Genomic DNA, 12,562 nt, shown 5'->3' on the forward strand with positions numbered 1-12,562 from the left:
TCGACCCGATGGCCGATCAGCGAGTACTGTTGCCTGCCGTACCAGCGACCCCGTAGCGGGCAAGAAACGTCTTAATCGCGGCCTCAACCACACGCTCACGCTCGTCATCGCCGATATCGGCGTCGATGTTGAAAAGCAGCCTAAGGAACATATCCGCGCGACACAGTTCCGCAAACTGATCAGCCGCCAGATCCAGATCCTCGATCCGCAACTCGCCCCGTGCGGTCGCTTCTGCCAGATACTCGCGCAGCTGCGCCCGGATGGTTGCCGGTCCGCTTTCGTAGAAGCGGCGTCCCAGATCCGGAAACCTGTCCGCCTCGGCAACGCAGATGCGAAACATCTTCACGCCAAACTCCGACAGGATCACCGACAGAACGTGGTGCCCCGCCTCACGCAGCGCGGTCTCAGGGTCACAGCAACCCGCGCCAATGCTGACCGCTGTGTCAGCCTGACGCGCGCAACCGTGCCGAGCAACTTCCATGAACAACAGCCGCTTGTCCGGAAAGTAGCTGTAGAGCGTTGCCTTCGAGACCCCGGCTTCTCGGGCAATATCATCCACGCTGGCGCCCTCAAACCCATGGGCCATAAACACATCCCGCGCACCGAGGAGCACCTGATCATATTTGCGACCCTTGCGGGGAATAGCGGTTGGCTGGTTCATCAATACTCTCGGTCAGGGGGCGACACAGTGATCGGATATCGCGGGTTGCAGGCCCAATCTAGGCATTCTGCGGCAAGGTCAAGCGTGACCTCACAAACGGTTGCGGCGTCGTGATAGTCTATGAGCCAGAGCCCTGCGCGGCGAACAAAAAAACGCTTGCGCCGACGATCTGTCCAACTCATGACATCAGCTTAACGTGTTTGTCGGCATAGGCAAACGCGCGGATGGAAACACACCGGAACCGCTTATGGCGGCGGCTCTGCGGTTGCGCCATGGGGGCCAACGGATAGGTGCCAGCGCGTCAGCGCTGCCCGGCCCAACGGGAAGAGGACCTCACCCGAGATCCGATGACGGGCGGGAGCCCCGCGCGGGGTGAGAAACGCTCTTCCCGAGTTGGTCAAATTAGGTTACCAATTCCCACGATGCTCGACATATTTCTGAGAACACTCCCGTTTTTTGCGATCATCGGTCTTGGATATTGGGCCGGTCGCAGCCGCTTTTTCTCGGAAGAGGCCACCGCCAGCCTCACAAAGTTCGTCTTCTATTTCCCACTTTCGGCAATGATCTTCCGATTTGCCGCCAATCTGTCTTTTTCGGAGATCTTCGATCCCCGGCTGGTGCTCGGGTATCTGTTGGGCACATCGGTAGTTTATGGGGTCACCACGCTGGTGGCTGCGCTGCGTCGCCTCGACATGCAAACCGCCGCAGTAGAGGCGCAAAGCGCGGCCATCGGCAACGTTGGCTTTCTCGGCCTGCCAATGATGATCATCTTGTTCGGCCCGGCCTCGGTAGGGCCGATGATGCTGGTTCTCAGCGTCGATCTGGTGGTGTTTTCCTCTCTGATCGTCGTCCTGATCAACCTGGGGCGCGGCAGCGGCCTTAGCGGCGCCACGCTGGGGCTGGTTGGTCGTGGGTTGCTGCGAAACCCGATGATCCTGTCGATCTGCGCAGGTCTGATCTGGTCGGCGCTCGCGCTGCCGATACCGACCCCTGCGAATGCGTTTCTTGCCTTGCTGGGCGATGCGGCAACGCCCGGCGCGCTCTTTGCGATCGGCGCGTCTCTGGCCTCCAAATCTGCCGAACGGGTGCAGATTGCCAGCTGGCTCAGCTTCGCCAAGCTGGTATTGCACCCGGCCGCAGTGGCGCTCTGCGTGCTGGTGCTGGTGCCTGTGGATCCCTATGCCGCCGGTGTCGCCATCGCCGCCGCAGCGCTGCCGGTGGCCGGAAACGTCTACATGCTGGCGCAACACTATGGGGTCGCCCCGCACCGGGCCTCAGCCGCCATCCTGCTGTCGACGACACTCTCGATCCTGACACTGCCCTTGGTGATCGCCGGGGTCTCGGTATTGACGCAGCCCTGAGCCGATCCGGCCGCTGACCGGGCGATATTGGCATCAATCGCGGCCATCGGCGTCCGCAGTCTTCAGGTTTTTGCAATGATATGTCGCAAAAACAGGGACCACAGACGCGCAGTCACTGGACCCTATGGCTGACCACAGGTAGCGATAGAGCAACATAGAACAAAGGAGTCGCCCCATGGAAACCGTCTCGGAAAATGCCGCCTTCGGAGGCGTGCAAGGCGTCTATCGCCATGCCAGCAGCAGCACCAATTGCGACATGACCTTTGGGCTGTTCCTGCCGGAGGAAGTCGCCGATGGGCCGGTTCCGCTGCTGTGGTATCTGTCCGGGCTGACCTGCACCCACGAAAACGCCATGACCAAGGCAGGCGCGCAGGCCTGGTGCGCGGAACAGGGGATCGCCATCGTGTTTCCGGACACTTCCCCGCGCGGCGACGGGGTTGCGGATGACGAGGCCTATGATCTGGGACAGGGGGCTGGTTTCTACGTGAACGCCACCCAGGATCCCTGGGCGCCGCATTTCCGGATGTGGGATTACGTCACCGAGGAGCTGCCTGCCCTGCTGGCTGAGCAGTTTGCACTGGATATGGACCGCCAGTCGATCACCGGCCATTCCATGGGCGGACATGGCGCGCTGACGATGGCGATGAACCTGCCGGGCCGGTTCCGGTCGGTGTCGGCCTTCGCGCCGATCTGCAACCCCTCGGCCAGTGACTGGGGCCGCAAGCAGCTGACGGCCTATCTGGGTACTGACGAAGCCGCATGGGCGCGCCACGACGCCACCCTGATGATGCAGGAGAGCGGCTTTGACGGGCCAATCCTGATCGACACCGGCACATCCGATCAATTCCTCGACCTGTTGAAACCGGAGGCTCTGGCCGAGGCTGCGGCGGCCCGCCGCCAGCAGGCCGTCCTGCGGATGCAGCCGGGATATGACCACAGCTATTTCTTCGTCTCTACCTTCATGGAGGACCATGTGTCCTTCCATGCCGAAGCGCTCTACCGGGGCTGATACATGGCAGATTTCAACTACGACCTCATCATTATCGGATCCGGCCCCTCCGGGCGCACCGCAGCGATTCAGGCAGGCAAACTGCACCGCCGCGTATTGGTCATCGACCGCAAGGATCGTCTGGGCGGTGTCTCGGTGCATACCGGCACCGTCCCGTCCAAAACCCTGCGAGAGACCGTGCTGAACCTCTCTGGCTGGCGCGAGCGCAGTTTCTATGGCCGCGCCTATCGGGTGAAGGATCAGATCCAGGCCGAGGATCTCAAGGCCCGCCTGCACATGACCCTCGACCATGAGGTCGACGTGCTGGAACATCAGTTCAACCGAAACCACGTCGAGGTCCTGGCCGGCCTTGCGCGTTTTGTCGGCCCGAACGAGGTCGAAGTCGCTACCGAGGCAGGCGATACCACCCGTGTCACCGGCGAGAAATTCCTGATTGCCACCGGCACGCGCACCTATCGCCCGGAGTATGTACCATTCAACGGCAAAACCGTCGTCGACGGCGATGAGTTCCTCGAAATGGAGGAAATCCCGCGTTCGCTGGTCGTGGTCGGAGCCGGGGTGATCGGCGTCGAATATGCCACCATGTTCTCTGCCCTTGATGTCCGTGTGACCCTGATCGAGCCGCGCGACACCTTCCTCGACTTCATCGACAGCACATTGATTCAGGATTTCACTCACCAGATCCGCGAGAACGGCGTCGATTTGCGTCTCGGCTCTGCCATCACCAAGATCGAGGACGAAGGCAGCCATATCGAGGTGAGCCTGGAGAACGGACGTCATGTACGCGGCGACATGCTGCTGTTCGCCGCCGGTCGCATGGGCAATACCGAGGCGCTGAACCTTGAGGCTGTTGGTCTGGAAACGGATCACCGCGGCCGTCTCAGTGTTGATCGCAAATCCTATCAGACCGCCGTGCCGCATATCTATGCCACCGGCGATGTGATCGGCCACCCCTCCCTGGCGTCGACCTCATTGCAGCAGGGGCGGGTTGCAGCCTGTCACGCGCTGGAAACACCGACCCTGCCCGAAAGCCCATGGTTCCCCTATGGCATCTATTCGGTGCCTGAGATGTCAACCTGCGGCATGTCGGAGGAAGAACTCCAGGAACGTGGCATCCACTACGAAATCGGCATCGCGCGCTTCCGCGAAACCTCTCGCGGTCATATCATGGGGCTGGAACACGGCATGCTGAAGATGCTGTTCTCTCTCAAGACGCGCCGAGTGCTCGGGGTTCAGATTGTCGGCGAAGGCGCAACCGAACTGATCCATATCGCCCAGGCGGTGCTCAACCTCAAAGGCACGGTGGATTACTTCGTCCAGAACACCTTCAACTATCCGACCCTGGCCGAGGCCTATAAGATTGCGGGCCTTGACGCGTTCAACCGAATGCCGATCCCGGAGGAGTTCAAGGTGAAGAAGACCGGCCCCGAGACCTCCAAGACCGCCGCCAAGGCGAAACCGGCCGCCAAGGTAAAACCCACCAAGGCCGCTGAGTGATGGCGCTCTATATCGACGCCGATGCCTGCCCCGTCAAAGCCGAGGCAGAGCGCGTGGCAACCCGCCACAAGGTCACGATGTATGTTGTCTCAAACGGTGGGCTGCGCCCCTCGCAGAACCCGCTGGTAGAGACCGTGATCGTATCTGAAGGCGCCGATGTAGCCGACATGTGGATCGCCGAGCGTTGCGGAAACGGCGATGTCGTGGTCACCGGAGATATTCCGCTGGCCGCAAAATGTATCGAGGCCGGCGCCCGGGTGTTGCGGCACAATGGGGAACGCTTCACAGAGGCCAATATCGGCCAGCAACTGGCGATGCGCGATCTGATGGCAGATCTGCGCGCCGCCAATCCGCTTGGTGCCGGGGGCAGCGGCAAAGGCTTTACCAAAGCCGACCGATCCCGCTTTCTCGACGCGCTCGAGCGTGAGATCCGCGCCGCCAGCGCCACCTGAACCGGTCCGGTCGCCCCCTGCTCTTGCCCTTTGCCCATCGTTGCGTCACTGATTGCACCAATCACCGAGGCGGAGAGCAGATGTGACGCAGCAACAGGCAGGCCTCCCCATTCTTGGCGTCCTTGCGGCAGTCGGGGCCGCCATCTGTTTCTCCATCATAGACGTCATCTTCAAATTCCTGTCCGGCGATTACCCGCTATATCAGGTGGTGATGTTCCGCTCCGTCGTGGCCATGTTCGTCTTGCTGGCGCTGATCATCCCTCTGGAAGGCGGCTATGGCATTCTGCGCACGCGGCAACCCCGTCTGCATCTGCTGCGCAGCCTCGCGGTGCTATTTGCCAATCTCTGTTTCTTTACCGGTCTCGCGATCATGCCCATCGCCGAAGCGGTGGCGATTGCCTTTGCCACGCCGCTGGTTGTCACCAGCCTGTCAGTCCTGTTTCTGAAAGAGCGGGTTGGCCCTTGGCGCTGGATGGCGGTTGCCATCGGTTTTGTCGGTATTCTGATGATCATGCGCCCGGGTCCCGGCACCTTTCAGCCTGCTGCAATCCTGCCGTTTCTCGGTGCCTGCGGCTATGCCACGCTGCATGTCCTGACCCGCCGGGCTGGCGGTTCGGACAAGGCGGCGACACTGTCCTTCTACCCGACGCTTGGGTTTCTGCTGGTCAGCTCCCTTGTCGGGCTGCTAGCCGGTGACGGGCGCTTCGCCACCTCCGACAGCGCTGGTCTGCAGTTCATCCTGCGCGCCTGGATCTGGCCTGCCTCTCAGGATTGGCTCCTGTTTCTGACCGTGGGGCTAGCCGGCTCCGTCGGCGGTTATCTGGTCAGCCAGGCCTATCGCCAGTGCGAGGCTGGTCTGGTTGCTCCGTTTGAATATATCGCCATGCCGATGGCCGTGGTTTGGGGCGTATTGGTCTTTGACGAATGGCCAGACGGCCCGGTCTGGATCGGATCGACCTTGATCATTGGCGCCGGTCTTGTTTCAGTCTGGCGCGAAACCCGCCGCAGTCGCCCGGCCCCTCGCCCACGACCGCGTTCGACCGGATAGGAGAGCCTGAAGATGACCATCCAAGCCGTCGTTTTTGACATCGGCCGCGTGCTGATCGAATGGGAGCCTGAACGCTTCTACGATGCCAAGATCGGCAAGGAGCGACGCGAAGCGCTGTTTCGCGAGGTCGACCTGCATGAAATGAACCTGGGCATAGACCGGGGCGACGATTTCAAGGGCGCCGTCTATGCGCTGGCCGATCAGCATCCCGAATGGGCCGACGAGATTCGCCATTGGCACGACAGCTGGCTCCAGATGGCCAGCCCTGCGATTCCTCACTCCGTTCGCCTGATGCGCGCTCTGCGCCGACGCGCTGTGCCGGTCTTTGCGCTCACGAATTTTGGGATTGGCACCTTTGAACTGGCCAGAACCACCTACCCGTTCTTCGACGAGTTCGACAAAGCATTTGTCTCCGGCCATCTACGCACGATCAAACCTGAGGCAGAGATCTACGCCCAGCTTGAACAGGATACCGGCGTACCGTCTGAGCGTCTCCTGTTCACCGACGACCGCCCCGAAAACATCGAGGCTGCCGCCGAACGCGGCTGGCAGACGCATCTCTTTACCCATCCCCAGACCTGGGCTGATCGCCTGGTAACAGAGGGACTGCTGTCGCCGGAGGAGGCCCAATGAGCGCGATCCTGCAAATCCCATTCGACCAGGGCGAAGCCAATCTGGACTGGCGATCGTTCTGTGATGCCCTCGCCGCAGGACACCGGCTGCCAAAGGCTGAGGTCACCGATAGTTTCCTCTACCGGGGCAAGGACACGCTGCTGAACCGCGCTGCGTGGATTGATGGGCTTGGTCTTGCGGTGAAAAGCGCGACGATCTTTCCCGGCAACCCGGATCGCGGCCAGCCGATGGTCAATGGTGCGGTGTGCCTCTACGACGATCAGCACGGGATGCTGGAGGCGCTGATCGACTTCCATCTGGTAACCAAATGGAAAACGGCTGGTGACAGCCTGCTGGGGGCGCTCCGCTTGGCCAATCCAGACAGCCGGGAGATCCTGATTGTTGGGGCCGGCACCGTCGGGGCCTCGCTGATAGAGGCCTTTGGCACCGCCTACCCCAAAGCTCAGATCCGCATCTGGAATCGTACGTTGGCAAAGGCAGAGGCGCTGGCACACCGCTACCCCCATACGAAAACAGCACCCGATCTGGAAACTTCTGTGCGGGCGGCGGATATCATCGTGACCTGCACCATGTCGTCGACGCCTATCATCCATGGGGACTGGTTGCACCCCGGCCAGCATCTCAATCTGATCGGCGCCTACCGCCCAGACATGCGCGAGGCGGATGATACCGCTCTGCAACGCGCCGAGATCTATTGTGACAGCTTTGACACCACCATCGATCACATTGGGGAGTTCAAGATTCCGCTGGCCGACGGCGTGATCCGCCGCAACGAAATCCTGGCGGACTTCTACGATCTGGAGCGCTTTCCCGAATTCGACCCGACCAAGATCACCCTGTTCAAAAACGGGGGCGGCGCACATATGGATCTGATCACCAGCCGCCACATTCTGGACCGCTGGCAAGGAGGGAGCTGACCCCCCGGTCGCAGCTCTCAGGCAGCGGCCATCCGGGCCCGAGGGTGTTCGCGAATGGGCAGGTGCACAATGGCGCTGAACGCGCCGATCCCGACACCGATCCACCAGACCAGCGTGTAATCTCCGTAGATGTCATACATCCGCCCCCCCAGCCACACGCCCAGAAAACTACCCAGTTGGTGACTGAAGAACACGATTCCATAAAGCGTGCCCATGTAACGCAGCCCGTAGAGATGCGCGACAAGACCGGAGGTCAGCGGCACCGTCGCCAGCCACAGCGACCCCATCACGATGGAAAAAATGATGACCGAAACCGGCGTGATCGGCACCAGAATAAACGCCGCCGCCGCAATCGTGCGGCCGGTATAGATCGCCGCCAGCAGGTATTTCTTGGAATACCGGTTGCCTAGCCAACCGGCGAGCAGGGTTCCCCCGACATTGGCCGCGCCGATCAGCGATATCGCAACCGCCCCCAATGTCGAGGTTGAGGTGATCCCCATCGAATAAAGCGCACCTCCCGGCAGGATCGGGCCGCACATCTCTGTCACAAACGCAGGGAAATGCGCCGTGACAAAGGCCAGCTGATAGCCGCAGCTGAAAAAGCCGAGGAAAATCAGCGTATAGGACGGATCCTTGAACGCCTTTACCAGGATTGCCCCCATGCTCTCTTCCAGCTCCGCCTTGGAGGCCGCTTCCGGTGCGCGCATCAGGGGCAGGGTCGCGATCAGCGCCAGAACAACGCCCGCAAACACCAGAAAAACGCTCTGCCAGCTCAAAAACGTCAGCATCCATTCGGCAGTCGGCGCGCCGAAAATCTGCCCGGCAGAGCCGGCGGCAGTGACAATTGCGAGAGACATTGACCGGTTCTCATCCGAACTGGCCCGGCCAACCACGGCCAGCACGACACCAAACCCGGTTCCGGCTATGCCGAAACCCACCAGCCATTCATAAGCCTGCATCTCAAACGGCGTGGTTGCGAAGGCGCTGAGCACCAGACCGGCTGCATAGACCAGCGCGCCGATGATGATCGCCTTGCGGTCGCCGATCTTCTCTGCGATGGCGCCGAAAATCGGCTGCCCGATGCCCCAGGCCAGATTCTGGATGGCAATCGCCAGCGAAAATTCGGACCGCAACCAGCCGAATTCCTCGGCAATCGGGATCTGAAAGACGCCAAAAGACGCACGCACCGCAAAGCTTGCCATAATGATGATGCAGCCGACAATCAGGACGGGGGTAAACAGCGGTGCGGGGCGGGTCATGATCACTCTCCTTGCCGGAGGGGCTCCGGTCAAGCGACGGTACGGAAAAAACAGGGTCGGTCAAATCAGGATTTTTGCGCTTATAGGTAAGAATATTTGATGTATTACAGCCTGCCCTTTTCCACAGAGACTTCGCGACCGCCCGCATCTGTCCTTGCAGCTGCAAAACCGCGATAGGCTGAGATATCTTTCCATCCGAAGGCCCTCAGGCTATCCCTTCCGACATGACCCATCTGACCGCGCTTTATCAGCAGAAAATCGACGCAGGCATGTTGAAGCCCGACCCTGCGCAGGAGGCCGTGCTTCCCCATTTCGACCGCATCGCCGCGGGCCTGAAAGCCCCGCCGGTGAAACGCGGCCTCTTTCGCAAGGCCAGCTATCAGGCGGTGAAGGGCCTTTATCTCTGGGGTGGGGTCGGACGGGGCAAGTCGATGCTCATGGATCTGTTTGTCGACAGCCTTGATGACGTTCCATCGCGGCGCGTACACTTTCACGCCTTCATGCAGGAAATCCACGGCAAAATGCACGAAGCGCGCCAGCAGGGGGTCGAAGACGCGCTGGCTCCCGTTGCGGCAGAAGTGGCGGGGTCGGTCCGGCTGCTGGCCTTCGACGAGATGCAGATCAGCGATATCACCGATGCAATGATTGTCGGCCGCCTGTTCGAGGCGCTGTTCGCCGCTGGTGTAACGGTGATCACAACGTCAAACCGGGTGCCGGATGATCTCTATAAGAACGGGTTGAACCGGCAACTGTTCCTGCCCTTCATCGACCTGATCAAGCAGCAGATGCAGGTCCATGAAATGGTCAGCCCGGTCGATTATCGTCAGGATCGTCTGACTGGGGCGCAGGTCTATTTCTCGCCAGTGAATGCCGAGGCAAACGCCAAGATTCGCGAAATCTGGGAGGATCTCTCCGGCGGCCCGGCCCTTCCCCTGACGCTGGAGGTCAAAGGGCGAGACGTAACGCTGCCTGCCTTCCGCAACGGTGTCGCTCGGGCCGGATTTTATGATCTCTGCGGCGAAATGCTGGGTCCCGGCGACTACCTGGCCATCGCCGAGGTGGTCAAGGTTCTGGTGCTTGAGGATATTCCCCGTCTCAGCCGCAACAACTTCAATGAAGCCAAGCGTTTTGTGACACTGATTGATGCGCTTTACGAGGCAGGGGTGCGCCTCATCTGCTCAGCCGCTGCGGAGCCGGAAATGCTCTATGTCGAGGGGGAAGGCACATTTGAATTCGAGCGCACAGCCTCCCGGCTGCGTGAGATGCAGGACCGGGACTGGGGACGCGAGGGCTGAGAGCAACAAGGGGGCGCTGCCCCCTCGAAAGCACGGCTTTCTCACCCCCGGAGTATTTTTGGAAAGATGACGGGCAGCACTGGCACCGATCACCGGCGCCGTCAGTCGTCAGCCGTTTTCGCGCAGAATGTGACCGGCCAGATAGAGCGAGCCGCAGATCAGCACTCGTGCCTGCGGGTCCTTGGCGACAATCGCCTGCAGCGCTGCCATAGTGCTGTCTGCCGTGCCTGCCTCGATACCCACGGATTTGGCCGCGACCTCGGTCTCCCCGGCGCTCAGCGTGTTCACCTCATCGGGGATCGAAATCGCGGTGAGACTCGCCACATGCGGTGCCAGTGGTGCCATGTAGCCGCGCACGTCCTTGGTGTTCAGCATGCCGCAGATCAGATGCGTGGGGCGCTCCGGCAGCTTGGCCAGAACATCCGCCAGCGCCACGCCCGCCGCGGCGTTGTGGCCGCCGTCCAGCCACAGCTCCGCCTCCGGCGCGGCCTCAACCAGCGGGCCGGTCTTCAGTTTCTGCATCCGCGCGGGCCATTCGGCGTGCAGCATCGCCGCTTCGCAGGCCGCCTCATCGGCGCCCAGATGGCGCAGCGCCGCCAGCGCCGCACCGGCGTTCTGGATCTGATGCGCGCCCAGCAGAACCGGCAGCGGCAAATCCAAGAGGCCGGTTTCGTCCTGAAACACCAGCCGCCCGCGCTCCTCCCAGACATGCCAGTGCTGGCCATAGGCGATCAGCGGCGCGCCAAGACGGGCGGCGGTGGCCTCGATCACCTCCATCGCCTCGTCAGGCTGCGGGCCAACCACAACCGGCACGCCGCGCTTGATGATGCCCGCCTTTTCGCCCGCGATCTTCGCCAGCGTGTTGCCCAGGAACTGTTCATGGTCGATCGAAACCGGGGTGATCACGCTGAGCGCCGGGGTGATCACATTGGTCGCATCCAGACGCCCGCCAAGACCCACTTCCAGCAGCGTGTAGTCGGCAGGCCTGCGGGAAAAGGCGAGAATCCCCGCCACCGTTGTTATCTCGAAATAGGTAATGTTCTCGCCGCCGTTCCTGGCGTAGCACTCATCCAGGACCTCGGTCAGATGCGCCTCGGAGATCAGCTCTCCGGCCAGCCGGATCCGCTCATGAAAGCGCGCCAGATGCGGCGAGGTATAGGCATGAACACTCTTTCCCATCCCCTCCAGCCCGGCCCGGATCATCGCCTGGGTCGAGCCCTTGCCATTGGTGCCGGCCAGATGGATCACCGGCGGCAGCTTGTCCTGCGGATTGTCCAGCGCTTCCAGCAGCCGCCAGACCCGGTCCAGCGTCAGGTCGATGATCTTGGGATGCAGCGCCATCATGCGGGCAAGGATCGCGTCGGAGGTCTGGGTCATTCTACAGCTCACTGGCGTTGGTACAGGCGGTAAGATATGCAAACGGCCCACCCGAAGAACGAGCGGGCCGCAACATCAGAGATTATCAGGATCAGCCGCCTGAGGCCGGTGCATCTGCGGCACCCTTGGTGTCGTTCCCGGCCTGCTCGCTGGCATCCGGGGCGGGCAGGTCGCCGACAATCTGCGGCGGCAGGCCCAGCAGCATGCGGGTGATGGTGATCAGCTCGTCACGCATCTCTGTGCGCGGGGTCACCCGGTCCAACATGCCGTGATCCAGAAGGTATTCGGCGCGCTGAAAGCCCTCAGGCAGTTTCTCGCGAATGGTCTGTTCGATCACCCGGGGGCCAGCAAAACAGATCAGCGCATTGGGTTCGGAGATATGGACATCCCCCAGCATCGCGTAAGAGGCTGTCACACCACCGGTCGTCGGATGGGTCAGCACGACGATATAGGGCAGCCCCGCCTCTTTCAGCATCTGCACCGCAACGGTGGTCCGCGGCATCTGCATCAGCGACAGGATGCCCTCCTGCATGCGTGCGCCTCCGGCGGCGGAGAATAGCACCAGCGGGCGTTTCAGCTTCACGGCCTCCTGAGCAGCCGCGATGATCGCATTGCCTACGAACATGCCCATGGAGCCGCCCATGAAGGAGAAATCCTGTGCCGCAGCGATGATCGGCGTCCGGCCGATTTCACCGGCAGCCACCAGCATCGCCTCTTTCTCCGCGGTCTTCTTCTGCGCCGCTTTCATCCGGTCGGGATAACGTTTCTGATCACGGAACTTGAGCGGGTCGGCCAGAGGTTCAGGCACTTTGACTTCGGTGAAGACACCGCCATCAAACAGCGCCAGAAACCGGTCGCGTGGCGTGATGTGCATGTGGTGTCCGCAATTGTTGCAGACATTCAGATTGTCGCTCAGCTCGCGGTGAAACAGCATGGTGCCGCATTCGTCGCATCTGCGCCAAAGGTTCTCGGGAACTTCGCGGCGCGAGAAGATCGAATTGATCCGCGGCCGGACGTAGTTGGTGATCCAGTTCATAAGCCATGCCTTTGTAG

12 protein-coding genes are annotated in these 12,562 nt (G+C 61.4%); 8 read left to right on the top strand and 4 right to left on the bottom strand.

What is annotated here, in order from left to right; genetic code table 11:
- Positions 1 to 16: 16 nt before the first annotated feature.
- Complete coding sequence (locus tag VWZ85_RS05635; RefSeq protein ID WP_416587351.1) at positions 17 to 661, bottom strand: TetR/AcrR family transcriptional regulator; 645 nt, start codon at positions 659 to 661, stop codon at positions 17 to 19.
- A 422-nt stretch (positions 662 to 1,083) separates the two neighbouring features.
- On the opposite strand from VWZ85_RS05635, the gene VWZ85_RS05640 reads away from it, so the two are divergent.
- From VWZ85_RS05640 to VWZ85_RS05670, 7 genes are all read left to right on the top strand, one after another.
- On the top strand, positions 1,084 to 2,022 hold the full coding sequence (locus VWZ85_RS05640) for an AEC family transporter (protein ID WP_416587352.1): 939 nt from the start codon (positions 1,084 to 1,086) through the stop codon (positions 2,020 to 2,022).
- Between the two features lie 175 nt (positions 2,023 to 2,197).
- Positions 2,198 to 3,031: an S-formylglutathione hydrolase gene (gene fghA / locus VWZ85_RS05645; RefSeq protein WP_340546430.1), complete on the top strand. Its 834-nt coding sequence runs from the start codon at positions 2,198 to 2,200 to the stop codon at positions 3,029 to 3,031.
- 3 nt (positions 3,032 to 3,034) lie between these two features.
- Entirely contained in the window at positions 3,035 to 4,528 is a 1,494-nt protein-coding gene (gene sthA / locus VWZ85_RS05650) for a Si-specific NAD(P)(+) transhydrogenase (protein WP_416534551.1), read from the top strand.
- Complete coding sequence (locus VWZ85_RS05655) at positions 4,525 to 4,980, top strand: YaiI/YqxD family protein (protein WP_340546428.1); 456 nt, start codon at positions 4,525 to 4,527, stop codon at positions 4,978 to 4,980. Before sthA ends, VWZ85_RS05655 begins: the two co-directional genes overlap by 4 nt.
- Positions 4,981 to 5,062: 82 nt before the next feature.
- Complete coding sequence (locus VWZ85_RS05660) at positions 5,063 to 6,028, top strand: DMT family transporter (protein WP_340546427.1); 966 nt, start codon at positions 5,063 to 5,065, stop codon at positions 6,026 to 6,028.
- 12 nt (positions 6,029 to 6,040) lie between these two features.
- Complete coding sequence (locus tag VWZ85_RS05665) at positions 6,041 to 6,661, top strand: HAD-IA family hydrolase (protein WP_340546426.1); 621 nt, start codon at positions 6,041 to 6,043, stop codon at positions 6,659 to 6,661.
- Positions 6,658 to 7,578: an ornithine cyclodeaminase family protein gene (locus VWZ85_RS05670; protein WP_416587353.1), complete on the top strand. Its 921-nt coding sequence runs from the start codon at positions 6,658 to 6,660 to the stop codon at positions 7,576 to 7,578. Before VWZ85_RS05665 ends, VWZ85_RS05670 begins: the two co-directional genes overlap by 4 nt.
- Positions 7,579 to 7,595: 17 nt before the next feature.
- On the opposite strand, the gene VWZ85_RS05675 is transcribed toward VWZ85_RS05670, so the two are convergent.
- Positions 7,596 to 8,837 carry an MFS transporter gene (locus VWZ85_RS05675; RefSeq protein ID WP_416544549.1) on the bottom strand — a complete coding sequence of 414 codons (1,242 nt, stop codon included), beginning with the start codon at positions 8,835 to 8,837 and terminating at the stop codon, positions 7,596 to 7,598.
- Between the two features lie 224 nt (positions 8,838 to 9,061).
- On the opposite strand from VWZ85_RS05675, the gene zapE reads away from it, so the two are divergent.
- A complete protein-coding gene (gene zapE / locus VWZ85_RS05680; RefSeq protein ID WP_416587354.1) occupies positions 9,062 to 10,132 on the top strand; it encodes a cell division protein ZapE in 1,071 nt (356 codons plus the stop codon).
- A 108-nt stretch (positions 10,133 to 10,240) separates the two neighbouring features.
- Here zapE and VWZ85_RS05685 read toward each other — a convergent pair whose 3' ends face one another.
- On the bottom strand, positions 10,241 to 11,509 hold the full coding sequence (locus VWZ85_RS05685) for a bifunctional folylpolyglutamate synthase/dihydrofolate synthase (protein ID WP_416587355.1): 1,269 nt from the start codon (positions 11,507 to 11,509) through the stop codon (positions 10,241 to 10,243).
- 91 nt (positions 11,510 to 11,600) lie between these two features.
- Positions 11,601 to 12,545: an acetyl-CoA carboxylase, carboxyltransferase subunit beta gene (accD, locus tag VWZ85_RS05690; RefSeq protein WP_416587356.1), complete on the bottom strand. Its 945-nt coding sequence runs from the start codon at positions 12,543 to 12,545 to the stop codon at positions 11,601 to 11,603.
- Between the last annotated feature and the right edge of the window lie 17 nt (positions 12,546 to 12,562).

The organism is Phaeobacter sp. JH20_29 (genome assembly GCF_048056175.1).
GTDB lineage: Bacteria > Pseudomonadota > Alphaproteobacteria > Rhodobacterales > Rhodobacteraceae > Phaeobacter > Phaeobacter bryozoorum.

Excerpts from the sequence above, each read along its gene's own strand:
- VWZ85_RS05635 (WP_416587351.1), bottom strand. The coding sequence starts at position 661 with ATGAACCAGCCAACCGCTATTCCCCGCAAGGGTCGCAAATATGATCAG.
- VWZ85_RS05640 (WP_416587352.1), top strand. The coding sequence starts at position 1,084 with ATGCTCGACATATTTCTGAGAACACTCCCGTTTTTTGCGATCATCGGT.
- fghA (WP_340546430.1), top strand. The coding sequence starts at position 2,198 with ATGGAAACCGTCTCGGAAAATGCCGCCTTCGGAGGCGTGCAAGGCGTC.
- sthA (WP_416534551.1), top strand. The coding sequence starts at position 3,035 with ATGGCAGATTTCAACTACGACCTCATCATTATCGGATCCGGCCCCTCC.
- VWZ85_RS05665 (WP_340546426.1), top strand. The coding sequence starts at position 6,041 with ATGACCATCCAAGCCGTCGTTTTTGACATCGGCCGCGTGCTGATCGAA.
- VWZ85_RS05670 (WP_416587353.1), top strand. The coding sequence starts at position 6,658 with ATGAGCGCGATCCTGCAAATCCCATTCGACCAGGGCGAAGCCAATCTG.
- VWZ85_RS05675 (WP_416544549.1), bottom strand. The coding sequence starts at position 8,837 with ATGACCCGCCCCGCACCGCTGTTTACCCCCGTCCTGATTGTCGGCTGC.
- zapE (WP_416587354.1), top strand. The coding sequence starts at position 9,062 with ATGACCCATCTGACCGCGCTTTATCAGCAGAAAATCGACGCAGGCATG.
- VWZ85_RS05685 (WP_416587355.1), bottom strand. The coding sequence starts at position 11,509 with ATGACCCAGACCTCCGACGCGATCCTTGCCCGCATGATGGCGCTGCAT.
- accD (WP_416587356.1), bottom strand. The coding sequence starts at position 12,545 with ATGAACTGGATCACCAACTACGTCCGGCCGCGGATCAATTCGATCTTC.